The organism is Microbulbifer sp. ALW1, from assembly GCF_009903625.1.
Lineage (GTDB): Bacteria > Pseudomonadota > Gammaproteobacteria > Pseudomonadales > Cellvibrionaceae > Microbulbifer.
This window is the reverse complement of sequence record NZ_CP047569.1, coordinates 2796656-2820365: the sequence shown is the minus strand read 5'-3', so window position 1 is coordinate 2820365 and position 23710 is coordinate 2796656. Positions and strand designations below refer to the sequence as shown.

At 56.1% G+C, this 23710-nt stretch carries 25 protein-coding genes; 9 read left to right on the top strand and 16 right to left on the bottom strand.

Annotation, left to right across the window (positions count from 1 at the left end; translation table 11 throughout):
* Positions 1–132 precede the first annotated feature (132 nt).
* Positions 133–615: an Lrp/AsnC family transcriptional regulator gene (locus GRX76_RS11730; protein WP_160153485.1), complete on the top strand. Its 483-nt coding sequence runs from the start codon at positions 133–135 to the stop codon at positions 613–615.
* Between the two features lie 6 nt (positions 616–621).
* Here GRX76_RS11730 and GRX76_RS11725 read toward each other — a convergent pair whose 3' ends face one another.
* The 6 genes from GRX76_RS11725 to GRX76_RS11700 all read right to left on the bottom strand — a co-directional run bounded on the left by GRX76_RS11725 (position 622) and on the right by GRX76_RS11700 (position 7759).
* Positions 622–828 carry a DUF2905 domain-containing protein gene (locus GRX76_RS11725; protein ID WP_160153484.1) on the bottom strand — a complete coding sequence of 69 codons (207 nt, stop codon included), beginning with the start codon at positions 826–828 and terminating at the stop codon, positions 622–624.
* A 195-nt stretch (positions 829–1023) separates the two neighbouring features.
* Positions 1024–3252 carry a M3 family metallopeptidase gene (locus GRX76_RS11720; protein WP_160153483.1) on the bottom strand — a complete coding sequence of 743 codons (2229 nt, stop codon included), beginning with the start codon at positions 3250–3252 and terminating at the stop codon, positions 1024–1026.
* Positions 3253–3634: 382 nt separating this feature from the next.
* Entirely contained in the window at positions 3635–4318 is a 684-nt protein-coding gene (locus tag GRX76_RS11715; RefSeq protein ID WP_160153482.1) for a glutathione S-transferase family protein, read from the bottom strand.
* Between the two features lie 27 nt (positions 4319–4345).
* On the bottom strand, positions 4346–5749 hold the full coding sequence (locus tag GRX76_RS11710) for a class II 3-deoxy-7-phosphoheptulonate synthase (protein WP_160153481.1): 1404 nt from the start codon (positions 5747–5749) through the stop codon (positions 4346–4348).
* A 100-nt stretch (positions 5750–5849) separates the two neighbouring features.
* On the bottom strand, positions 5850–7046 hold the full coding sequence (locus GRX76_RS11705) for an amino acid aminotransferase (protein ID WP_160153480.1): 1197 nt from the start codon (positions 7044–7046) through the stop codon (positions 5850–5852).
* A gap of 176 nt (positions 7047–7222) precedes the next feature.
* A complete protein-coding gene (locus tag GRX76_RS11700; RefSeq protein WP_236250333.1) occupies positions 7223–7759 on the bottom strand; it encodes a MarR family winged helix-turn-helix transcriptional regulator in 537 nt (178 codons plus the stop codon).
* A gap of 353 nt (positions 7760–8112) precedes the next feature.
* Here GRX76_RS11700 and maiA point away from each other — a divergent pair, with 353 nt between their 5' ends.
* Positions 8113–8754 (top strand): maleylacetoacetate isomerase, encoded by a 642-nt coding sequence (gene maiA / locus GRX76_RS11695; RefSeq protein WP_236250332.1) that lies wholly within the window; start codon positions 8113–8115, stop codon positions 8752–8754.
* Between the two features lie 28 nt (positions 8755–8782).
* On the opposite strand, the gene GRX76_RS11690 is transcribed toward maiA, so the two are convergent.
* Together GRX76_RS11690 and GRX76_RS11685 are read right to left on the bottom strand one after the other, a co-directional pair.
* The gene (locus GRX76_RS11690; protein ID WP_160153478.1) at positions 8783–9805 is read right to left on the bottom strand and encodes a mechanosensitive ion channel family protein; all 1023 of its coding nucleotides are present in this window, start codon (positions 9803–9805) and stop codon (positions 8783–8785) included.
* A 103-nt stretch (positions 9806–9908) separates the two neighbouring features.
* On the bottom strand, positions 9909–10862 hold the full coding sequence (locus GRX76_RS11685) for a 2OG-Fe(II) oxygenase (protein WP_160153477.1): 954 nt from the start codon (positions 10860–10862) through the stop codon (positions 9909–9911).
* 283 nt (positions 10863–11145) lie between these two features.
* On the opposite strand from GRX76_RS11685, the gene GRX76_RS11680 reads away from it, so the two are divergent.
* The gene (locus tag GRX76_RS11680; RefSeq protein ID WP_160153476.1) at positions 11146–11691 is read left to right on the top strand and encodes an LEA type 2 family protein; all 546 of its coding nucleotides are present in this window, start codon (positions 11146–11148) and stop codon (positions 11689–11691) included.
* A gap of 111 nt (positions 11692–11802) precedes the next feature.
* On the opposite strand, the gene GRX76_RS11675 is transcribed toward GRX76_RS11680, so the two are convergent.
* Genes GRX76_RS11675 through GRX76_RS11665 form a run of 3 tightly spaced genes read right to left on the bottom strand, consistent with a single transcriptional unit; the run spans position 11803 to position 13651 of the window.
* On the bottom strand, positions 11803–12204 hold the full coding sequence (locus tag GRX76_RS11675) for a hypothetical protein (protein ID WP_201276802.1): 402 nt from the start codon (positions 12202–12204) through the stop codon (positions 11803–11805).
* Positions 12197–12751, bottom strand: a complete 555-nt coding sequence (locus tag GRX76_RS11670; protein ID WP_160153475.1) for a sigma-70 family RNA polymerase sigma factor — start codon at positions 12749–12751, stop codon at positions 12197–12199. The genes GRX76_RS11675 and GRX76_RS11670 overlap by 8 nt, the downstream gene beginning before the upstream one ends.
* A 12-nt stretch (positions 12752–12763) precedes the next feature.
* Positions 12764–13651: a DUF6249 domain-containing protein gene (locus tag GRX76_RS11665; RefSeq protein ID WP_236250331.1), complete on the bottom strand. Its 888-nt coding sequence runs from the start codon at positions 13649–13651 to the stop codon at positions 12764–12766.
* A 276-nt stretch (positions 13652–13927) separates the two neighbouring features.
* Between GRX76_RS11665 and GRX76_RS11660 the strand changes: the two genes are divergently transcribed.
* From GRX76_RS11660 to GRX76_RS11650, 3 genes are all read left to right on the top strand, one after another.
* Positions 13928–14578: a DUF924 family protein gene (locus GRX76_RS11660; RefSeq protein WP_160153474.1), complete on the top strand. Its 651-nt coding sequence runs from the start codon at positions 13928–13930 to the stop codon at positions 14576–14578.
* A complete protein-coding gene (locus GRX76_RS11655; protein ID WP_160153473.1) occupies positions 14578–15228 on the top strand; it encodes a LysE family translocator in 651 nt (216 codons plus the stop codon). The genes GRX76_RS11660 and GRX76_RS11655 overlap by 1 nt, the downstream gene beginning before the upstream one ends.
* A gap of 70 nt (positions 15229–15298) precedes the next feature.
* The gene (locus tag GRX76_RS11650) at positions 15299–15601 is read left to right on the top strand and encodes a YebG family protein (RefSeq protein WP_160153472.1); all 303 of its coding nucleotides are present in this window, start codon (positions 15299–15301) and stop codon (positions 15599–15601) included.
* A 108-nt stretch (positions 15602–15709) separates the two neighbouring features.
* Here GRX76_RS11650 and GRX76_RS11645 read toward each other — a convergent pair whose 3' ends face one another.
* Genes GRX76_RS11645 through GRX76_RS11635 form a run of 3 tightly spaced genes read right to left on the bottom strand, consistent with a single transcriptional unit; the run spans position 15710 to position 18936 of the window.
* On the bottom strand, positions 15710–16099 hold the full coding sequence (locus tag GRX76_RS11645; protein WP_160153471.1) for an MAPEG family protein: 390 nt from the start codon (positions 16097–16099) through the stop codon (positions 15710–15712).
* A gap of 36 nt (positions 16100–16135) precedes the next feature.
* Positions 16136–17446: an amidohydrolase family protein gene (locus tag GRX76_RS11640; RefSeq protein WP_236250330.1), complete on the bottom strand. Its 1311-nt coding sequence runs from the start codon at positions 17444–17446 to the stop codon at positions 16136–16138.
* 2 nt (positions 17447–17448) lie between these two features.
* Entirely contained in the window at positions 17449–18936 is a 1488-nt protein-coding gene (locus GRX76_RS11635; protein ID WP_160153470.1) for an amidohydrolase, read from the bottom strand.
* 247 nt (positions 18937–19183) lie between these two features.
* Between GRX76_RS11635 and GRX76_RS11630 the strand changes: the two genes are divergently transcribed.
* Complete coding sequence (locus GRX76_RS11630; RefSeq protein ID WP_160153469.1) at positions 19184–20824, top strand: PAS domain S-box protein; 1641 nt, start codon at positions 19184–19186, stop codon at positions 20822–20824.
* Between the two features lie 78 nt (positions 20825–20902).
* On the opposite strand, the gene GRX76_RS11625 is transcribed toward GRX76_RS11630, so the two are convergent.
* Positions 20903–21220: a hypothetical protein gene (locus tag GRX76_RS11625; protein WP_160153468.1), complete on the bottom strand. Its 318-nt coding sequence runs from the start codon at positions 21218–21220 to the stop codon at positions 20903–20905.
* Positions 21221–21267: 47 nt separating this feature from the next.
* Between GRX76_RS11625 and GRX76_RS11620 the strand changes: the two genes are divergently transcribed.
* Positions 21268–21747, top strand: a complete 480-nt coding sequence (locus tag GRX76_RS11620; protein ID WP_236250329.1) for a YchJ family protein — start codon at positions 21268–21270, stop codon at positions 21745–21747.
* Positions 21744–22493 (top strand): pseudouridine synthase, encoded by a 750-nt coding sequence (locus GRX76_RS11615; protein ID WP_160153467.1) that lies wholly within the window; start codon positions 21744–21746, stop codon positions 22491–22493. The genes GRX76_RS11620 and GRX76_RS11615 overlap by 4 nt, the downstream gene beginning before the upstream one ends.
* A 37-nt stretch (positions 22494–22530) precedes the next feature.
* On the opposite strand, the gene GRX76_RS11610 is transcribed toward GRX76_RS11615, so the two are convergent.
* Positions 22531–23709, bottom strand: a complete 1179-nt coding sequence (locus GRX76_RS11610) for a glutathionylspermidine synthase family protein (RefSeq protein ID WP_236250644.1) — start codon at positions 23707–23709, stop codon at positions 22531–22533.
* Between the last annotated feature and the right edge of the window lies 1 nt (position 23710).

Sequence of the window (23710 nt, the reverse complement as noted above, 5' to 3'; positions counted from 1 at the left end):
ATTGAGTCACTTGCGGTACCCTAGTGCAGCGCTGGAAAAGAGCCAGATACTGCCACTTGCAGGCAGCCGTAAAGAGACAGGGGTGCATATTTGGCATTCTGAAAAAGACAATCAGGAACACCGGGTAACACTATGGCCTATTTGCTGGACGCCATCGACAAACATATTCTGGAAATCCTTCAGCAGGACGCGACCATTCCCAATATTGAGCTGGCGGAAAAGGTCTGCCTGTCCCCCTCCCCCTGCTCCCGGCGCGTAAAGAACCTGCATGAACAGGGCTTTATCAAGCGCGCGGTGACCCTGCTGGAACCAGATAAAGTTGGCTTACCGGTAAGCGTGTTTATCCAGGTCACGCTGAACCACCAGGTAAAGAAAGAATTGCAGCATTTCGAATCCACGATTGGCCAATGGCCAGAGGTAATGGAATGCTATTTGATGACCGGGGATTTTGATTATCTTTTACGGGTAGTGGTGCCAAACCTGCACGCCTACCAAGAGTTTCTGGACAAGAAGCTGACCGAACTTCCGGGGATCGACCACATCAAGAGCAGCTTTTCTCTCAAGCAGGTGCGCTACCGCACCGAACTGCCACTGGATCAACTGCTGGAAAAGTAAGTCGGCCTAACGCCTTAGGAAACTGAGTATCAGGCTCAGAACCACACTGAGAATAATCATCGAAGTGATGGGGAAATACACCCGGGAACGTTCAGACTCAATACGAATGTCCCCGGGCAGCCGCCCAAACCAACTGAACAAGTTCGGAAAAAAGTGCAGCAGCACACCGATGACCACCAGTGCACCGCCTGCTACCACCAACCATTTCGCCATCGTCCTCTCCCGATCACGCCCTGCAACCCTGACCGTCCGTTTCGGGTTGCGAACTTGTGCAATCACGACGTTTCAAAGTCATCCAGAAGCTTAGTGAAATTCTCGCGGTTCGCGCACAAATAAAAAAAGGCCGCACTGCGTAACAGCGCGGCCTTTTCTTTGGGTACTTATACCGGCGATTGATCCGCTACAAGCTTAGTTTCCAGCAGCGGCCGTGGCCTCTTTGGCTTCACCGGGGACAGGGAAACCACGGTCACGCATCAGCGGCTCAATGCCCGCATCGCGGCCCCGGAACAGGCGATAGGCGTCTGCCGGGTCAATGGCATTGCGAGGCGCAAACAGGTATTTAACCAGTTTCCCGGCCACTTCCTTATCGTAGAAACCGCCTTCAGCTTCCGCAAAGGCTTCAGAGGCGTCTGAGGTCAAGACGTCTGCCCACATATAGCCGTAGTAGCCAGCAGAATAACCTTCTCCAGAAAAGATATGCCCGAAGTGCGGAGTGCGGTGGCGCATTACCAGCTCCGATGGCATCCCCAGCTTGTTCAGGGTTTCACGCTCGAACTTGTCCGGGTCAATGCCTTTGGGATCGGTGGTGTGCAGCTTCATATCCACCAGCGCCGAAGCCAGGTACTCGGTAGTCGCAAATCCCTGATTGAAATTGGCCGCCTTTTTGATCTTGGCCACCAGTTCAGCAGGAATCGACTCACCAGTCTTATAGTGCACCAGATAGTTATCGATGATCGGGTCGGTGCTCAACCAGCGCTCCAGCAACTGAGACTGGAACTCGGTGTAGTCACGCACGCCGCCATTCAGTGTTGGATAGGTAACATTGGACGCCAGGAAGTGCAGCGCGTGGCCAAATTCATGGAAGAAGGTTTCCGCGTCGTCCCAACTCACCAGAACCGGCTCACCCGGAGCACCTTTGATGAAGTTGGAGTTGTTGGAAGCCAATACGGTTTCTTTACCATCAAAGGTGGTGTGATCCCGATACATGCTGGCCCAGGCACCGGAACGCTTGCCAGCGCGAGCGAACGGATCCAGATACCAGAGACCGATGTGCTCACCGCTGGTTTTGTCCGTAACTTCCCAAACCTTGACGTCTTCGTGGAAAACGGGCACTGAACCTTCTTTTACCGGAGTAAATTTGAAATTGAACAGTTCACCCGCAACGTAAAACATACCTTCACGCAGATTGTCGAGCTGCAGGTACTGCTTCACCTCATCAGAATTCAGGTCGTATTTGGCCTTGCGCACTTTCTCGGCGTAGAAGCGATAATCCCACGGCTCGATTTTGATCCCCGCTTTCTCCGCATCAGCCACTGCCTGCATGTCCGCCACTTCTTCGTGAACACGGGCAACGGCAGCCGGCCAAACGGCTTCCATCAATTCAATCGCGCGCTGAGGGTTTTTCGCCATGCGGTTCTGCAGGCGCCACTGGGCGTAATTTTCAAAGCCCAACAGGCCTACACGCTCATCCCGCAACTGCAGAATCTCGGCGATGATCGCGTTGTTATCGTGCTCGTCACCATTGTCACCACGGCTGTAGTAATTGGTCCAAACCTTCTCACGCAGTGCGCGATTTTCTGAATAGGTCAGGAAAGGATCCATGGAAGAGCGCGTATTGGTAATCGCGTAATTACCTTTTTGGCCTTTCTCTTCCGCCAGGGCTGCAGCTGCCTTGACGAAAGACTCCGGCAGGCCTGCCAGCTGATCGCTACGCAGGAACATGTCATAGCCTTCCTCATCCGCCAGAACGTTGTTGGCAAACTTGGTGTGCAACTCTGCGAGGCGCTTGTTGATGGCCGCGTAACGCACCTTGGCATCACCGGAGAGGGTTGCGCCATTGGTGGCAAACTCGTCGTAGGTCAGCTCTACCACCCGCTTCTGTTCCGCATCCAGCCCGGAATCATTGCGTGCGTCATATACCGCTTTCACACGCTGGAACAATTTGTCGTTCTGGATGATTTTGGAACTGAAATCCGCCAGCTTGGGTGCCATTTCACCCTGTACCGCGCGGAATTCCGGAGAAGACATATTGCCGCTCCAGATACCCCAATAGGTGAACACCTGCCCCAGAGCCTTGCCGCTGCGCTCCATTTCTTCGATGGTGTTAGCGAAAGTGGGCGCTTCCGGGTTGTTGGCAATAGCGTCAATTTCCGAGAGGTTCTGGGCCATGCCAAATTCGAGCGCTGACTTCAGATCCTTCACGCTCATTTTGTCGAATGCGGGAACACCGCCATAAGGACCTGCCCATTTCGCCAGCAGTGGATTGCTTTTGGCAACATCCCCGCTTGGCATCGCAGCGGCAGCCGCGGACTGTTCACTAGCGGGCTTTGCAGCCTGCACTTGCTCGGGCTCTTTGCTGCAACCGGCCATGGTTGCCAGGGCGGCAGCGATGGACATAGCGATCAGAGTTTGACGCATCGGCTCGATCCTCTTTATTTGCATAATTGTTAAAATTTTGACCGTCCGGAGTGTACCCCGGGGTGGCAGCTACCGCCACGAGGTGCCGTCAAAGCCGCGATTTTGTCCGGCAAAGTAAAAACTTCGCAGGAGATTCCCCCTCTCCTGTCTAACAGGCAGGAGGAAGTTGTGCGGATGACTGACCACCAACATTTGATAACGGCTTATTAAGTGGTTAGTTTCACCCTCCAATATATACACAGCGCCATACCGAATACCGTTACAGGCAGGGAAATTGACTACTGCGAGCGATGACTACGGTGGGCAATGATTAGTACAGCGTGCAAAATGCACTGGAGTGAAATGAAAATAGATGCCGGCAAGTAATTGGCGGCGCGCTGTGTCAGCGCGCCCGTCGATCTTCCACAATGGCACCAAAGGCCTGCAGCTCCATCTCGTGCTCAGTTTCGCGCCAGGGTTCCACAAGTGCCGCACGGATCCAGGATTGCATGGCCGGAAGGTCTAGCAGCCTTTGACAGTACTCCATCGCTGTTTCGCTGAGGGCCAACTGATACCCCTGCAAACGAATCGCCACCGGCGCAAAAAAAGCATCGACCGCAGTGAATGCCTCCCCTGCCAAATAGGGACCGCCGAACCGGTCTAACCCTTGCCGCCAGAGCTCATCCAGGCGATCCAGATCTCTCTGCAGCGCACTGTCCACTTGGTGCAGCGATATGGTGACACCGCAGTTCATACTGCACTGATTGCGCAGCGCAAAGAAGCCCGCATGCATTTCTGCGGCGGCACTACGCGCCCAGGCTCTGGCAGTTTTATCTTGCGGCCAGACCGCCGGATAAGTTTCGTAGAGGTATTCAGCAATGGCGAGGGAGTCCCACACCGTCACTTCCCCATCGACCAGACAAGGCACCAGCCCGGTGGGCGAGAATTTGCGGAATTTCTGCCAACTACCGCCTTCATCAAACGGCACCAGCTGCTCCTCAAACGGAATTTGCAGCTGGGTGGCCAGCAGCCAGGGGCGCAGAGACCAGGACGAATAATTTTTATTGCCGATAAAAAGCTGAAACATCCCAATCTCCTTTTGACTGCTCTTAATTTAATTCCGGGCGGTTCCGTTGCGGCCATCCCGCAGCATTTCAGAAATACAGAAGGCGAGCTCCAGCACCTGATCTGCATTCAAGCGCGGGTCACACTGAGTGCGATAGCAACTGGCCAAATCGGCGTCGGAAATTTTCCAGGCCCCGCCGGTACACTCGGTAACATGTTGCCCGGTCATCTCCAGGTGAATCCCTCCCGGGTGACTGCCTTCCGCTCGGTGCACCGCAAAAAAGTCGCGAATTTCCCGCAGGATATTATCGAAGTTCCGGGTTTTATAACCACTGGAAGCCTTCTCGGTATTGCCGTGCATCGGGTCGGTGCTCCACACCACTGAGCGCCCTTCCCTCTCTACCGCACGCACCAGTGCCGGTAGTTTTTCACCCAGGGTATCTGCACCCATGCGGGTAATCAGCGTCAAACGCCCGGGCTCGTTGTTCGGGTTCAGTCGATCGATCAGGCGAAGCAGCTCATCGGTGGCCATACCCGGCCCGACCTTGACCCCGACCGGGTTCCAAACGCCCGCCAGAAACTCTACGTGGGCCGCATCCAGCTGGCGAGTGCGCTCACCGATCCAGAGCATATGCGCGGAACAGTCATACCACTTTCCGGTGAGGCTATCGGTGCGGGTCAACGCCTGCTCGTAGTTCAGCAGCAGCGCCTCGTGGGAGGTATAAAGCGTCGTTTCACGAATCGCCGGGGTGTTACTGGAATTGACGCCGCAAACGGCCATAAATTCCAGTGCATCCTGCAGACGCTCGGCCAGTTGCGAGTAGCGATCGCGCTGCGGGTTATTCTCCAGGAAACTGAGGTTCCAGGCGTGCACCTGATGGAGATCCGCAAGCCCGCCCTGGGCAAAGGCGCGCAGCAGGTTGAGGGTGGCCGCGGACTGATTGTAGGCAGTCAGCATCCGCTGCGGATCCGGTACGCGGGCTTCAGAGGTAAAGTCGATACCGTTGATGATGTCCCCACGGTAGCTCGGCAATTCTATGCCGCCCACGGATTCCATATCGGCCGAGCGAGGTTTGGCATACTGGCCAGCCATGCGCGCAACCTTGACCACCGGTAAATTGCCGGCAAAAGTCAGCACCACCGCCATCTGCAATAGCACTTTAAAGGTGTCGCGAATACTGTTTGCATTGAAGTCTGCAAAGGATTCGGCGCAGTCCCCGCCCTGCAGTAAAAACGCTTTGCCCTGGGCAACTTCTGCCAACTGGCGACGCAATTCGCGCGCCTCCTGCGCAAATACCAGAGGTGGATAACCTGCCAGCTGCTGCTCCACAGACTCGACTTCGCTGGCAGATTGGTATTTGGGCTGCTGGTGCGCCGGCAGCTTGCGCCAGCTGGCGGGATCCCAGGGGTTTACTACAGATTCAGGCACGGGGACTTCTACCTCAATTTCCATTTTCGGCTCGACAACACAATTCAAACACAGCACCCCCAGCGCACTTTAGTTAGCGCTGCGGGCGTTTCCAAACAGCCCCGGCCTTCACCGGGGAAATCGATCAGCTTTCCAGTACTTCCGCCACCGACTGACAGAAGTAAGCCATGTTGTTCTGGCTCAAGCCGGCAATACTGATACGGCTCGAATCTACCATATAAATGGAATACTTCTGCTGCAGCTTCTGCACCTGCTCCGGGTTAATTCCCAGGAAAGAAAACATACCCTTCTGCTGTTGGATGAAGCTGAAATCACCGGCCGCACCGGCACTTTGCAGACTCTCTACCAAACCGGAGCGCAGGCTATTGATACGCTCACGCATTTCCGTCAGCTCGGCTTCCCAGTTTGCCCGTAGACTGGCGTCGGTCAAAATGGACTCAACAATAGCGCCGCCGTGGTTGGGCGGCATGGAGTAGTTTCCACGCACCACATTCAACAGCTGGCTCTGACCACGATCCGCCGCCGCGGCATCGCTGTAGATAACCATCGCCAGGCCAACGCGCTCACGGTACAAACCAAAGTTCTTGGAGCAGGAGGCGGCAACCAGCATTTCCGGCACCGACTCGGCCATCAGGCGCAGACCGTAGGCGTCTGCGTCCAGGCTTTCACCAAAGCCCTGGTAGGCCATATCAATGAAAGGGGTGAAGCCCTGCTTCTGAGCCATCTCTGCCAGCACCTTCCACTGTTCACGGCTGAGATCCGCACCACAGGGGTTGTGACAGCAGGCATGGAACAGCACCAGGTCGCCCTCACCTACCTGCTTCAAGGTTTCGACCATGGCATCAAACTTCAGGCTGCTGGTCGCGCGATCGTAATAGGGATAACTCTTGATCTGCAGACCGGCATTACCCAGCAAGGGCACATGGTTCGCCCAGGTAGGGTCGCTCACCCAAATGGTCGCGCCCTCTTTGGCGCGATTGGTGAACTCCGCCAGCACTCTGAGAGCGCCGCAACCACCGGGGGTTTGCGCCGAGCGCACGCGATTCGCCAGCAATGCGGTATGGCCAGCACCAAGTACCAGTTCCTGCATGGCAGTATTGAATCCTGGCGTGCCCGCCGGACCGATGTACGCCTTGGTCTCTTCGCTTTGCAGCAGGCGGGTTTCCGCTTCTTTTACTGCCTGCAATACCGGGGTATGGCCCGCCTCATCTTTGTAGACGCCAACGCCCAGGTCAATTTTGCTGGGGTTCTCGTCACTGCGGTAAGTAGCCAGAAGGCCGAGGATCGGATCCGCGGGTAGGCTGTTCAGGTGGTCAAACATGGAAACTCCTGATAATTAATCGGCGGTGTCACTGTCTTTGCTGGCCAGTGAGGGCCCCTATCGGCCCTTGAAGGGGGCCGATACACCGCCTGGTAAATTGTTGGTCATCGGGATTATTCGTCGTGGGTAGCGCAGTGTTTGGCGATTCGCCGTCACATACAGATCAATCAGGCAGATTAATCGATCAGGCCGCGATTCACCCAGTCCTGGGCGCGCGCCATCAGCTTTTCAATAATATTGTCCAGCTGACCACGCTCTTCCGCCGAGAGAGAACCCATCAAATCATTCTCGTACTGCTGCGCCAGCGGCACGATGCGCTCGTAGACGTCGCGGCCCAGATCCGACAGGTTCAACACCTGGCGGCGACGGTCAGCCAGGTCTTCACTGCGGGTGATGTAATCGTTCCTGATCAGGATCGAAACCGCGCGACTGATGGCAACTTTGTCCATTGCCGTCTGCTCCACCAGGTCTGCCGCGGACAGGTTGGGGAAGCGCCCCAGGATCGCCATCACGCGCCAGGCGGGAATGGTGAGATCGAACCGCGCACCATAGGCGTGGGCAATTGCATTGCTCACTCGGTTGGAAAGCACCGACAACCGATACGGCAGGAATTTTTCCAACCGCAAATCGTCCGGGCGCACCGCATCCATAGGATTGGCGAAATCCCCTTCTGCGGGCGCAGCATCTCGTGGTGTCTTGTCTGTTGTTGTCATTGCGGTTCATTCACCTGCTGAGGAACGGGGTTGTACCAGGTTTCAAATGTAACTAAAATTGGTTTCAAATGTAACCACTGCCGCAGGAATTTTTTGGCAGTTTCGGGCTCGGCAGCCACCGACCGTTATATATCAGGTATACATCAGGGTGGGAGCGGCCGGGATCAGGCCGGAGTGTGCTCAGACGAAATCGGCCGAAGATTATACGAGGTTTGGCGCCATTTTTGTCAGCTTGCGTAGGTTTTCACGCAAATAATTTGCGCCGATTCCCCCCAAGCCTATTAACTTCCCGAGCATGCGCCTACCAGCTGTGGCACCGCAACAACGGATCGAGATCAACCAGACAGGAATCAATGGATATGGAGCTGCACGGCTATTTTCGCTCTTCTGCCAGCTACCGGGTAAGAATCGCTCTCAATTTAAAGGGGCTGGCGTACGAATATCACCCGGTGAACCTACTAAAAGGAGAGCAGCGGGAAGCGCAGTACCGCAAACTCAACCCCCAGGGGCTGGTACCGGCGCTGATCGATGCCGGGCACATTTTCACCCAGTCCCTCGCCATTCTGGAATGGTTGGATGAGCAGCACCCCGAACCCGCCCTGCTGCCCAAAGATGCCCTGGCCCGGGCACGAGTGCGCGCTCTGGCTTACAACCTGGCCTGTGACATTCAGCCAATACAAAATCTTAGGGTGCTCAAATACCTGCAATCTGAATTGGGCGCCAGTGACGAGCAAAAAGTCGCGTGGATCCAGCACTGGATCGACGGCGGTTTTCAGGCGCTGGAAGCCCAGCTCACCGCCCTCGGCAGCGCCTTTGCAGGAGGCGATAATCCGGGCCTGTTCGAGTGCTGCCTGATCCCGCAAATCTACAATGCCGAGCGCTTTGGCATGGACATCAGCAACTACCCACACATTGCCCGTATCGCCAAAGCCTGTGCCGCCCTGCCCGCCTTTGAAAAGGCGCGTCCGGAAAATCAGCCCGACAGCACACTGTAATCACGACGACTCCACTGCGGCGTTAGCGTTACTCACGCCCCAGATCACCCACGATGGGCAGTGGCTCCTTGAAGGTCAGCGTGCGATAAGGGAATGGAATCTCAATACCCGCGTCGTCTAACGCCTTCTTCACTGCAGTGACCACCTCCCCTCTGGAGCGCCTCTCTTCCAGGGGGGTGGACCCTGCCCACCAGGTCACTTCAATATCGATACTGCTATCGCCAAACCCTTGGGGAAATATCTGGATCGGCTCGTCATCCCGCACCGTTTTACACCCGCTCACGGCCTGCTCGATGATGTCGACCGCTGCACTGAGATCTTCCCCGTAGGCGACACCGGCAATGATGGTGATACGCCGCTTGTTACGATCCGTGAGGATTTCACAGGGGTTTTTGAACAGAAACAGGTTAGGAACGATCACCAGCTCCCCGGTCGTTCGCCGGATCGTCGTATTGCGCACCTCTACCGCTTCCACCCTGCCGTGCACATTTTCGCATTTGATCACATCGCCGGCTTCAAACGGGAAACGCCATAAAATCAAAATACCGGCAAAGAAGTTTTCAAACATGTCTTTGAATGCCAAGCCGACGGCAACCGAAAGCAACCCCAGCCCCCCCAGGGCCTTCGCAGGTGTCAGTCCGGGAAACAACACCATCGCGGTAAACAGCAGGCCGAGTAGCCAGATAAAAATTTTGGTCAGTCGAACCAACAGGTCCTGGAGTGACGGACGCTGGGTGGTTTTTTTCGCAAAGCGACGGGTGAACTTCCCGGCAATGGTGGCGATCACCCAGGTGAGCAACAGCATCAGCACGCTGGCGATGAAGAACGGAATATGCCCGAGGAAGCCATCCCAGATATTCACCAGCGAGGCAGAGACTACTTCCACCACATTTGAAAAGGAAGATGGCGGCACCTTGGCAAGCTCCAAGGCGTCGGCAAGCTCTTTTGCCTTCTCAGGGTCGGTCGGTAGCGTCTGCGCCCATTCAAGGCCGGGCAGACCGCTGAGAACACCTGGAGTAGGAAATATCGGCGACAGAGAAATCGAAAACATGGCTCGTAGCTATAGCGAACGGACTGTATCCAGCCTAGCAAATGCGCCGAATTTATCTCGGTCAGAAGCTTTGATTAGAAGTTTCGATTAGAAGTTATCCCGATCAGGTGGACGAGCTGACGTAATCGTGCACCCGCAGCCATTTGGTCGCAATCCACTTTTCACCACTGATCACCGGGCTGCCAGCATGCAAGGTCTGGTGGTCGAGATCACCCTGTTCATTGGCGTAGGAGAAAAACAGGCCACAGCCCTTTTTCGGCAGCACATCCAACCCCACCCTGGGGAAGACTGTGGAACCGCCAGCCTCTACGCTATTCAGGTACATGATCAAAGTGCCAACCCGCTGTCCGCCCATTGAGAGCACACCTTTGTTTCCGGGTCTTTCGGGGTTGAAAAAGTCGTAGTGCGGGCGGTACTCGGCTCCGGCTTGGTAGTGCAGTATCTGCAGCGGCTCGCCACGACTCTCCGGCACCCCCAGCAAGCGGGAAATGCGGGACTCGATGCCCGCAATCAGCGGATTTTCCGCCCGTTTGAAGTAAGTACCGGCACTGGTGCGCGCCTGCCCCAGGTCATAGGTACCGCGTTCGGAGTTAACCACCCGGGACGGCGTTAACTGCGAGCGCGACATGGCAATCAACCCATCGCATTCCGCATCCGAAAGAAGATTGCCAATTAACACAACGTTTGGGTGCTTGAGCGCCAGTAAAATCTCCACCTGACGATCACCGAGATCAATACCGTTTTTGGCCGGGTTGAAAAATCGGAAGCGACTTCCGGCATCCACCTGTGGATTCGTGCCAATGGTGCGACTTTCACCGGAGCTAGAATCACTGGTACGAGATTTACTGGTATGAGAGTCATTGGATGGTGTCAATGGGGAAACAGGCCGCTGCGAAGAAATGCCGTAATCGGCAATACATTGCTCTACCGCTTGGGAAATGGCGGGCTGATATCCGGCCTTTAACAAGGCATCCATCATCACCGACAGTTGCTGGCCGTTGGTGACAGCATCGCGAATCCACTGCTGTAAATCCGGCTGAAGCTTGGCAAACTCCACAGGTCACATCCTTGCTTGCTGACGCTAGCTTTTGGCTTTAGCGATTGAGCCTCGATCCATTGAGGCCCTGGTGCGCCCTGAGTATAGCCTTCAGTGGCAGCCCCCGTGAACTGCCATATAAGCGCAAACGCACCGTAAACCAAGGACCTAACGGGTCTCTCCGAACCCTCTCAGGCAGCTACTGTCTACAGGGGGACGAATAAACAGAACAAGGTTTTCCGGGTAATCACTTTTGGCCAACCCGGTTTCCGTGAAGCACATCCAGATTTACAAGGGGATAACTGTGAAACATCGTATTGACCAACGCTGCGCAAAGAAGCACCAGAGCGAATGGGCATCCGGCTGGAGCCGTATTCGAGGTATCGCCCTGATCTGGGCAATGCTTATTTCCGCAGCCCTGCTCCAGGGCTGCGCCGTGCTGTCGCCAGATTTCGAAAAGCCCGAGGTCCAGGTGACTGCGCTGGAACCCCTGCCAAACAACCACAGCGGTGACCTGCGGTTTCGTATCCACTTGCGAGTTTTTAATCCCAACCGTAGTGAACTGGCACTATCCGGGCTCTATTACACCCTGAAACTTGCGGGGCACAAGGTAATTACCGGTACCTCCAGCGAACTCCCGACCATTCCCGCTTACGGGCAGGAGGCCATAGTGGTAGATGCCTCGGCCAACCTGATGGGCTCCTTTATGGCAGCGGCGGAGCTTCTCAGACTCCAGGGCAACACGGTGCCTTACGAACTGGAAGCCAAGCTGGGTTTGCGGCAGTCAATTCTGCCTTCGATCAAAGTAACCCGGCGCGGCGATATACAGCTGGGACAATATCATCGGTAACAAGGAGTCAGCGTGACAAGGAGTCGGCGGGAGATATAGATAGGGAATTAGACGGGAAACGAGAAAACCAGAAGGGGCCGACTTTTCGTCGGCCCTCTCGCAACGGTTAGATTAGCGGCGTGCAGCCCAAATACCACCGGTCATCGCCACGATAGAGCTGAGAATACCCACCCCCACCAGGCTATATAAACTGATACTTTGCTCCGCCATCTGGGTCAACATCTGCTCCAGCGGGAACTGCCAGCAGACAATCGCCGATGCCGCGACCACAGCAGCGTATTGATAACGGGTCGCCCGGCGCTCAATCCGCTTTGCCGGTACCGGCGGCAAATCCGCCATTACCCGATCACAGAAGCCGCCATCATCGAGATGGGGCTCGCTAAACTGCAACTGCTGGGAAAGCCAGGTGTCGAAATCCGGCTCACCCACTTCGCTAGCGGGCCCTGCGGGCTGCACAACACCGTTTCTGATGACCATACCTGTGGAACTACCCTCTGTTTTGAAGTCAGCCACTGACTACCTCCTCTCGCCAAGCCTGTAGCAGTGTCTGCAATTTGGCCTTGGCGCGGTTAACGTGGGATTTTACCGTGCCCAGCGGCAACTTCATAATGGTTGCCGCCTCTTCGTGTGAAAAGCCGCGCTGCATACACAGATGCACCGCCTGCCTCTGGGCGTCACTCAACTCCCCCATCGCTGAATTCAGGTCCCTGGCCATCCCCAGTTGCTGCGCTTCTTCGACGCTTTCCTGGGCCTGGGCGCGATCGACCGCGTCCTGATCCACATCCGGCGCATTCTTGCGCTTGTGGCTCATGACCAGATTGTAGGCGATGCGATACAGCCAGGTGCTGAATCGCGCATCACCCCGAAATGCCGGCAGCGCCTTGTAGGCTTTGATAAAAGCCTCCTGCGCCATATCGTCCGCCAACCCCTGGTCGCCATCGCACAGCTGACGGAGCGAGAATCGCAGCTGTGACTGATAGCGACGAACCAGCTGGGCGTAAGCCCGCTGGTCCCCGTCGTCGACGACGCGCCTGATCAGATCCTCATCATCGAGGTTCATGGATGGTTGTCCTTAACCGAATTGCTGCTGATCGAGCTTCCAGTTGATGTAGCGCGCCACACCGATAAACAGCGGAATCAGGCCAAGACTACCCGCTCCCAGACCGCCAGCCGCGGTCAGCCAGATAAAGATCGCAGCGCCGACCGCAATCAGGGTAAAGCCCCGATCTTTGGCTTTGCTGGTGCTTTCGCCCTCCAGTGCATCCAGTAACTCTGGCGGAATATCACGGCCTTCCGAGACCATGCGGTTGATGTTCTCCATCACCAGCTGTTTCTTGCGATAGCTGTTACGGGTCGCCAGCCAGACAATCATGATCGGCGTGCCGAACACCGCCAGAATCGCGATGACCGCAATCAGCCACTCCAGATCCTGCGGCCGGTAATTCTCGTAGTGATGGTCATGGTGACTGTCCTCACGTGCTCTTTCTGCACGCTCCCTGGCGCGCTCAGCACGTTCCTCCGCCCGCTGGGCCCGCTCCAGGTCGGCCTGGATGCCAATCTGGATATTGCGCGGCACTGATTCCAGCGCCTCCTCAATAACCAGCCCCTTCTCATCGAGGATGCCCTTCTCCTCCAGCTTCTCATAAATGCGCTGGGTCACCGCGCCGCCGAAGGCCTCACCGAGGTTGATTTCCACGTCGGCGTTTTCGCCATTTTCGTCCCGCGTATGGATACGCAGACTGCCGTCTTCCTGGCGCAGGATTCGAACCTGCTTGGTCACCTTACCTTCCGGAGGCTCAGGTACCACAATCACCGGCGCCGGAGGGGCCGGCGGTACTGGCTTCACGACCTCGTCGCTCTGCGCCAGCACACTGCCGGACACACCCAGACCCAGGGCAACCGCAATCGCAATACCCCAGGCCGGCAGGCCGTTGCGTACTTTTGAATTTCTCGCTCTCATTCGTTTTATCTCGCTCTTGCTACAGGGGGCAAAATCAGCCACAACACCATCTACAAACACATACCCGGGAAGCTAACAAAGGCCATTCTGACCACTTTTTCGCCAAAGCCCCGACGAAAAACGGCGTTCAGCGCCAAATAGTACCTTTTTTAAGCAGCACAGTTCACCGCTTTGCCGCATTATCGACCCAGGGTGGGCTTTTCCTTTCTTCTGAATGGACGCGGGCCAAGCCTGATTTGGATGCAACCCCAGTAAAAAATTCACCAAGAGGAACACATGACCCCAGATTCCAGCCAAGCCTCTGCCCTCCGGGGTACCGTTACCACCTCAGAGGTCCTCAATTTCTGGTTCGGTAGCGACGAACTGCAGGCAATGCCCGATATCGCCAGCCGCAACCGCTGGTTTCAGAAGAGTGACGAGTTCGACCAGCAGATCCGCAAACACTTTGGCGCTACCGTGGAGGCCGCCCAAGCGGGTGAGCTGGATCACTGGCGGGAATCCTCCCGCGGTGAGCTAGCCCTGATCCTGTTATGCGACCAGTTCAGCCGTAATATTTTCCGTGGACAGCCCACAGCCTTTGCCGGCGACCCGCTGGCACTGGATATCGGCCAAACCATCGTCCGCGAGAATCGCCAGGGTGAATTCGGCCTGCACCAGAGGGCCTTTGTGGGCATGCCGCTGGAACATTCGGAATCCGGCGAGATCCAGGCCCAGTCTGTGGCCTACTTCGACCAACTGCGACAGGCGTTCAGCGGCCCCGGGGTAGACGACAGCGACACACAGGCGGCGGAAGGCTACTACCGGTTCGCCGTGGCCCACAAGGCGGTTATCGATGAATTCGGACGTTACCCGCACCGCAATAACGCACTGGGCCGAGACACCTCGGTCGCAGAGCAGGCCTGGCTGGACAATGGAGGGGGCTTCTGATGAGTATTCTGGAATGGCTGTCGCTGGCCGGGGTTTGCGCCCTTGGCGCCATGTCTCCTGGCCCGAGCTTACTCATTGTGCTGCGTCATGCCAGCGCAAGTCTTGTCAATGGTACTGCCTGCGCCCTTGCCCACGGCCTGGCAATCGGTCTTTATGCGCTGCTATCTGCACTCGGGCTGACACTGCTCCTGACCCAGTCACCCGCGCTGTTTACCGGCCTGCAATGGATCGGCGCGCTGTTTTTGCTCTACCTTGGCTGGAAGGCCCTCTCGGCGCCAAGCCCGAATTCCAGTGCAGCGGCGGGCCCCATTGACGATGCCACAGACCAGCCGCAGCAATCGCTGCCCGCTTCACCGGTTCGCGCCGCCATGCAGGGATTCGCCATCGCAATCTTCAATCCCAAGGTAGCCCTCTTCTTTACTGCCCTCTTCAGCCAGTTCCTTAGCGATGGCCAGAGCACCAGCACCAAAATCGCCATGGCGACCCTCGCCGGCGGTATTGATGCCGCCTGGTATCTACTGATCGCCACTCTGGTGTACATTGGTCGTAAGCGCGGCATACGTGGCGGCAGCTGGAGCCATCGGTTACAGCAGTTATTCGGTATTTTGCTGATAGGCCTTGCCGCGCGGCTTGTATGGACGCTCGGTTGACACTGAACATTTATACAGATACTGTACATACATACACATTGACAACAACACACGGTTACAGGAGGCCACTATGGCGGTAGTAGCGGTTTGGAAATGCGATAGAGACGGAGCCATGTTCGACAACAAAAAAGATGCCGAAGAACACGACAAAATGCTGGAACTGGCCGCCAACATCACCGCGCTGATCGAGCGCCATGTTGAAGGTGTTTCTGAAGAAGCCAGTGAAGAAATTGGCTTGATGCTTGCCAAGCGTCGCGAAGTTCTGGCGAAAGCCTGTAAAGGAAAGCCGGAAGAGTTGCTGGCCGAAGACGAGGCCAATGAGCCGTCACCGGTAGCGGAAGAAAACGTCACCCCGCTGGCGGCCAATCAATAAGCGGTCGCCTTCCTGGCGACACACTGATTCCATCCCTGTACTCTGCCCGGCTTGCCGGGCTTTTTTTTTGGGGCTTTATCGGGTGTTTTTACTTGAAACCAAGCTGGATTAAAACAGCCACAGCAGGTTGATTACCGCCAGGGCAAGGATCACGATCCAGGTCAGCAGAGTGCCGACAAAACGCCCCGGGTGATACCCACCCTTGCCAACGGTGAAACCCACCGCGTGCAGAAGTCGTCCAAGGACCAGAGATGCACCCAGGACATGCAGCCAGACATGGGAAAGGCCGTTGATTTCCGCCACCAACAGCAGAATCAATGCCAGCGGAATATACTCAATGGCATTGGCATGGGCGCGGACCGCTACCTCCCCTTCTTTATCGCCAGCGGTCCCTATCCCCACTTTTTTCCCGCGCCGGAAGGTCACCACCTTGAATGCCAGGGCAATCACCAGTAACGCGCACAAGCTCCCATACAGAGCTGTAATCTCAACACTCATCTTCGCAGTTCCTTACTTCAATTATTAAATACATAACTACTGTTTATATCCGTGCTCGGTACCGGCCTTCGGGTGCAGATAGCGATCACGCAATCGTGTCGACCGGTTGACCAGCGACAGGGGTTTACCGTCAATCAACAGCATTTCCGCATAGCTGGTCACCTCCAAGGGGTCACCACTCCAGAGCACCAGTTCTGCGGGACTACCAACCGCCAGTGAGCCACCCTCGAGACCAAAGATCTCCGCCACATTTGCGGTAATTGCGCGGATTCCCTGCTCGTACGGCAAGCCGTAAGCCACCGCATTACCTGCCGCCTGTCGGGAGAGATAGCTGTTGTGAGACCCGGCATAGCCCGGGCCGCTGATGGCAAGGGTCACGCCCGCCTTCTGCATCAAGGCCGCGTTGTCCATCCGTGCCCCCAATTTCTCGAAGGCATCGGGAGTATTACCCAGTGCGTCGATAATTACCGGCACACCGGCTTGAGCCAGCTCATCGGCAACCATCCAGCCCTCTGCAGCCCCCTGAATGATCAGCTTGAGGTTAAATTTTTGCGCCAGCGCCAAAAGCTGCAACAGATCACTGGCGCGGTCGGCGGTGACCAAGATTCGCTGCTTGCCATTCAACACCGGCTGCAAAGCCTCGAGATCCTCCAGCGAGTAATCTAGCTCCCGCCATTCACCCTGGCGCACCGCAGCGCGATTGTCTGCGTATTCCTTTGCCTGACTCAAGGCCTTCTCTACCTGTGCAAAGGCCAGTGCGCGACTGCCACCAGCGAGCTGCGCACCGTACTCACCAAAATACACTTTCTGCACCAGACCTGTGTCGGTCACACTGTCGTAACCCCCAGTGAGCTTGATCGCGAAGCCCTGGCCGGCAAAGATTTTTTCCTCGCTGGACGGCAGCACCACCGCGCGCGTCAAACCACCAGCGCGGTTAAATGGGATCAGTGTGGAGTGCGGATTAAACGCCACTGCAGGATCGAATCCCGCACCGATAGACGTATCCACAATCGCATTGTCATTGGTGGATGCTGCCGCACCGATTTCTGTCAGGCCCAGCTCACTGCTGGGCGCGATGATCCCGGGAGTAACCACTTTACCCCGGCCATCAATAACCACATCCGCAGTCAGCGTACCCAGGTCTTCCGACACCTGTGCGATTTTGCCGTCGCGAATCAGCAGGTCAGCAGATTCCAGAGTACCCTGATTATTCAGGGTAATGATCTTGGCGCCCTTGATCAGAAAAGTACCGGGTTCATGTGATTGGGCCAGCGCGAAGCTCGAGCTCCCCGCAAACGCACTGGCACACGCCAAGGCCACGATTTTCAGAGATTGCATTGCTCTCATGATTAATTCCCCCCTTCGGGTAAACGCTCGCCCTCGGCATCGAGAATGCCCAGTTCAAAATCACTATGGGGCTGGCGCTCAGGATCCTTGCGGTCGTACATCAGTACCCCGTCAATAAAGACCTGATCTGCTTTCGAGTAAACACTGAAAGGGTTGCCGGACCAGACCACGACATCCGCCATTTTGCCTTTTTCCAGGCTACCGGTGACCTCGTCAATCCCCAGCGCCCGGGCGGGGTTCAGTGTCATCCAGGCAACCGCATGGCGCGGTTCGATATGGAACCCGGCGCGCTGCCCCGCCATCATCGCTTTCGCCGTTTCCTCGTTCAGGTGCTGAATCCCGATGGCAGAATCCGAGTGAATCATGGCACAGGCCTTGGCCTGATCGACGATGGCAATATTGGCTTCGGTCATATCAAACGCTTCGTGCTTGAAGCCCCACCAGTCCGCCCACATGGCAGCACACACCTTGTTCTCTGCCAGCAGGTCGGCCACCTTGTAGGCCTCTACCGCGTGGTGGAAGGTAGAGATCTGGAAACCGAACTCTTTTGCCACATCCATCATGATGGCCATTTCTTCGCCGCGATAGCAGTGGTTGTGTACCAGAATATCGCCGTTCAATACGCCGGCGAGGGTTTCCATCTGCAAATCCCGATCGGGCGCATCGCCGCCATTCTTGTGATAGTCATCCCACTTGTCCCGGTATGCCGCCGCAGAGATCCAGGCCTGGCGGTAACCCGCCACATTGCCCATTCGGGTCGACGGCAAAGTACCTTTACCCCCGTATACCCGCTTGGGGTTCTCACCGCAGGCCATCTTCAATCCATAGGGGGCGCCGGGGAATTTCATATCCTGGACACTGCGGCCCGGTACATTTTTCAGGGTGACGCCGCGACCGCCGAACAGGTTCGCCGAGCCGGGCAAAATTTGCAGGCTGGTCACGCCGCCAGCCAGCGCCAGCGCAAACTGGGGGTCCTGAGTCCATACCGAATGCTCTGCCCATACCTGAGCGGTATTCGGGGAGGTCATCTCGTTGCCATCCTGGGATGACTCGATGGAAGGTGCGGGATAGTCCCCGAGGTGGGAGTGCACATCAATGATGCCAGGCGTTACCCACTTGCCCGCGGCCTCCACCACCCGCCCCTCACGAGGTGCTTTTAGCCCCTCCCCAATCGCGGCAATTTTGCCGTCTTTGAGTAACAGATCGGTATTGGCCAGCTGCTCTCCGGTTCCGGTCAGCAGTGTCGCGCCCCGGATCAGTACCGGTGCTGCTTCGCTGGCTTTGTAGCTAGAGGGAAATGCACCCTGGCGGGCATAGTCCGCTCCCTTTCCGTCGCTCTGCTTATCGTCACCGCCACAGCCCACAACCGAAACCCCGAGCACTGCACTGGCAATGAGGGAGAGTAGCCGCCGACTGGAAACGCCCGTTTTAAACAAACCGACATGGGTTTGGGTATGGGTACTTTTTATATATCGTGGATCTGTTTGCATCCCCCCTCCTACTTGTTTTGCTGTTATCAGGAAATTGGCCCCATGCTAGCAGTAATTCAAAATTCCGCCAGCCACCCGGAACGTCAGCCTCCGGCGCACGACGCCAAAATAATGAAGACGTATCAGGCCTAATCTGCAAGGCGAATTACTGCAATAAATCGGCCATTGCCGGAGCAACCCTATCGCTAGACAATTGCTAGAAGCCGTGTTGCAATCTTGTTTCTTTCCCTGGCTCCAGGATGGACGGATGGAAAAAACCTCAGCAGCAGACCCAAGTGGGCTGACAGACACAGAGGCCCCGCCTAAACCCCGGCAGGATTCGCAGGAGGTCTATGAGGCACTCCGCAAAAGCGAAGAGCGCTACCGCGAACTGGTTGAACATGCCAATTCCATCATCTTGCGCTGGGATAAAAACGGCGAAATCACCTTCTTCAACGAATATGCACAGAATTTCTTCGGGTTCAGTGAAACGGAGATTATCGGCAAACACGTAATAGGGACCATCGTACCGGAAAACGAAAGCACCGGCCGCGACCTCCGCCCCCTGATGCAACATATCTGCAACTACCCCGAAGAACACCGCTACAACGTCAACGAAAACATCACCAAAGACGGCACCCGGGTCTGGGTCGCGTGGACCAATAAAATCCTGATCGATGACCATGGCGAGACCATCGGTGTACTCAGCATCGGCAGTGACATCACCAAGCAACGGCTACTGGAAGAAGAACTTCGCCAGGCGCAGAAAATGCAGGCAATTGGCGAGCTGGCCGGGGGCATCGCCCATGATTTCAATAATATGGTCCATGGGATTGCCGGTTTTGCCGAAGTCATTCACCAGATGACCTACGATGCCAAAATCGCCGAATACGCCAGCCAGATCCTGACCACCGCCCACCATGCCGCCGAGCTGACCAAACAGCTGCTGACCTTTGCCCGCAAGGGTTCTTACCAACTACATGATTGCAACACCCACGACATAGTGCGCGATGTGTGCGCGATGCTGGAGCGCACCATCGACCGCAGGATCACCATCCAGCAACAACTGGATGCCGAGCGGCCCCACGTCAAGGGCGACTCGGCACAGCTCAAGAGCGCGCTTCTCAATTTGGGCATCAACGCCAAAGACGCCATGCCTGCGGGTGGCCTGCTGGTGTTCAGCACCCGCAATGTCACGGTGAAGGAAACAATTGCTATATCAGACTTTCAGATTGAGCCCGGCCAATACCTGCGTATCAATGTCAGTGACAATGGCATGGGGATGACGGAAGAAGTGCGTCAGCGAATTTTTGAGCCGTTCTTTACCACCAAGGCCAGCGGGCGCGGCGCCGGGCTTGGACTGGCCGCAGTCTACGGAACCACACACCTCCACAAAGGCGCGATTCAGTGCCGCTCACAAACCGGCAAGGGCAGTTGTTTCGACCTCTATTTACCCATCATCAAAGATTGCAGCAAGCACCTGGAAAATAATCCGAAAGCGGAAAGTCCGGAGCGCACCATTCGTATGATGGTGGTCGATGACGAAGCCATTGTTCGCAGCTACTCCAAAGCCCTGTTTGAGATGCACGGCCACCAGGTAGAAACTTTCGCGACGGCAGAAGAGGCCATCGCATTCTACCGGGACCAATTCGCGGAAATCGATCTGGTGCTGCTGGATATGATCATGCCGCAAATGGATGGGCAGCAATTGTTCTCAGAACTAAAAAGAATCAATCCCGGTATCAAAGCCATGCTGTCAACAGGCTACAGCGTGGAAAGCAAAGTACAGGAAATTCTGGCGGATGGGATTCTCGACTGCATCAAAAAGCCCTTCACCTACGATCAGTTGCAACAGAAAATTTCAACCATGCTCGCAGATGGGCACCTTGCGCCGGAACCCGTAGCCTGACGCAGCCACAGGCAAAAGTCCGCAGATAAATGGTGCCCTGAGCTTTGAACTGTCTGGGCTATAAATGGTCCGGTAAGATTAGTAGTGCAGTATCTTGATGATTTTTTCCCCATTGTCGCACTCACCGACAATTTCCGGCTCGGAGATTTTCGACCCGGCCTGAATCACCTTATTGGAAGGATAAGAAACGAAGCAGGCGAAGTTGAAATTCACCGCCCAATTACAGCGAAGCAGACCATCATCTTCCTCGTAGAATCGCTCCTGGCAAAAGCTCAGGTTCGGGCTCTGACCGCCGCCGAGCTGGGGCTGGCCGGGATCTTCCGTTTGCGCATTGACTGAAATCGACAACAGGGAGAAACACAGCCCGAGGGCGATGGCCAGACTCCAGCGATTCATAACCTTACCTGTGAATAGTGCTCACTACTTTATTGAGGTTAGCAGCTGTGGCGCCGATTTCCCTGCAAAGACTGACCTGCCAGTCCCCCTCCTCCACTGCTATCATGCCGCTATGCGCCAAAATCCAGGAAGAAGTACTCCGAACCATGTCCCAGCCCTGCCCCTGTGGCTCCGCAAAACCAGCTCCCCAGTGTTGCAGCCTCTACCTTAGCGGTAAATCCTACCCCAATACTGCAGAAGCCCTGATGCGCAGCCGGTTCACAGCTTATGTCACCAAGAATATTCCCTACCTGCAGAAGAGCTGGCATCCGGACACCTGCCCGGAACTGAACGCCGAAGAGTTGACCACCGACTGGTCAAGGCTAGAGGTCATAAAAAGCAAGCAGGGCCTGAAAAAATCGATCGTCGAGTTCAAGGCATGGTACCTGGACGACGGTCAGGAATACGCGCTGCACGAGATATCCCTGTTCAAGTTACACAAAAAACGCTGGGTATATCTCGGCCCCCTGGACCAGTGGCCCGAATGAATCAGGAAGCAAGCCCGCTAGCCTCTCCGGAAATCCTGTACCAGGACGATCAGCTACTCGCCGCCTACAAGCCTGAAGGCTGGCTGGTGCACCGCTCTTCCATCGACCGCCACGAGACCCGGTTCCTGCTGCAAACCCTGCGGGATATGGCTGGCTGCCACTTGTTCCCCATTCATCGGCTGGACAAACCCACATCCGGCGTCATTGTGTTTGGCAAGAGCAGCGAAGTAGCAGCCCAGGTGCAGGCTCAGATGGAGAGTGACACAACCGTCAAACAGTACCTTGCCGTCTGCCGCGGTTACTGCCCGGAAAGCGGCACCATCGACTATCCACTGCCACCAGTAAGCGACTTCAAACACCAGCGCAAACGCCCCAAGAGCGAGCTGCCACGCCAGGAGGCGGTTACCCTGTTCCGCAGGCTGGATACCGCTGAATTGCCCATCGCGGTAGACCGTTACCCCAGCAGCCGCTACTCATTCGTGGAAATACAATTGAAGACCGGCCGCCGCCACCAGATACGCCGTCACTTCAAGCATATCCAGCACCCGCTGATCGGCTGCCCCAAATACGGCAAATCCGTGCATAACCGTTTCTTTGCGGAACATTTTGGCTGCGGGCGATTACTACTCCACGCTCACCGTCTGGAACTGGATCACCCGGTGAGTGGCGCGCGCCTGAAACTGGAAGCACCGCTTCAAGGGTGCTTCCGTTCGCTGGTTGAATCCCTGGCTTGGGAAATGCCCTAACCCGCTTCACAGCGACGAGCAGAGAGAATCAGAAAAATCAGAGAATGATATGAGGCAAGTAGCGGCTGGAATCCAGGGTGATCAAGCCGCTGTCTTCACGAATGGAAATGCCGGCAGCCTCATCGTCAATCAGCCAGCTGCCAATCAGGGTGTAGTTATTGCCAAATTTCGGCAGTGGGTACAGGGCCTGATAAACATAGCCCTCTTCCCCATAGGGCCCATCGGACAAGGCTTCCGTTTTAGAGGAAGAGTCTGCTGAGGCTGCCGATTTTACAATCGAGATGTTGGCCCCCTCGCGGGAAAAAATCGGCTTTTTCACCAATTCGCCAAACTCGCCGGCCCGACCCAACTCATCCTCAAAGAATGCCGGCAACAGGTTCGGATGCCCGGGAAACATTCGCCACAACATCGGCAACAGCGCTTTGTTGGAAAGAATGGCCTTCCACGGCGGTTCCAACCAGCGGATGTTATTGCCGCCCAGATACTCGCCGAACTCCTCGCGGAACATAAACTCCCAGGGATAGAGTTTGAACATCCAGTTGATCACCCGATCCTGTAAATCGGTGAAGCGCCCCTCTGCATCGCGGCCAATATCTTCCACGAACACAAAGTGCTCTTCGATCCCCGCCTCCCGCGCACAGTCCTGCAGGTACTGCACGGTACCGCGATCTTCCTCGGTATCTTTACAACAGGCGAAGTGAAGCGCACGGCCAGGCGTCAGGAATTGCAGGTCGCGGAAGCGATTAACGAGCTTTTCCTGCAGGCTGTTGAACTGGTCGGCCTGACGTGGCAAGGCCCCGCGGTCGACATTATCCTGCAGCCACAACCACTGCCAGAAGCCGGTTTCAAATAGACTGGTGGGGGTATCGGCGTTGTTCTCGTAGAGTTTTGCCGGGCCCTTACCGGTGTAGGCAAAATCCAGGCGGGAGTAGAGACTGGGATCGCCATTCTCCCAGGAGCTGCGCACAAAATCCCAGTGGCGTTCGGGTATACAGAAGCGATGCATCAGCTCATCGTCCGCCAATACACGGGCAACGACTTCCAGACACATCTGGTGAATTTCTTCGGTGGGGTCTTCCAGATCCCGCTCTATCTGCTCGAGGGTGAACTGGTAGTAGGCACTTTCATCCCAGTAGGGCTCGCCATACATGGTGTGAAAGCCGAAGCCGAACTCCCGCGCCCTTTCCTTCCAGTCCGGGCGCGGGTTAATGGGCATG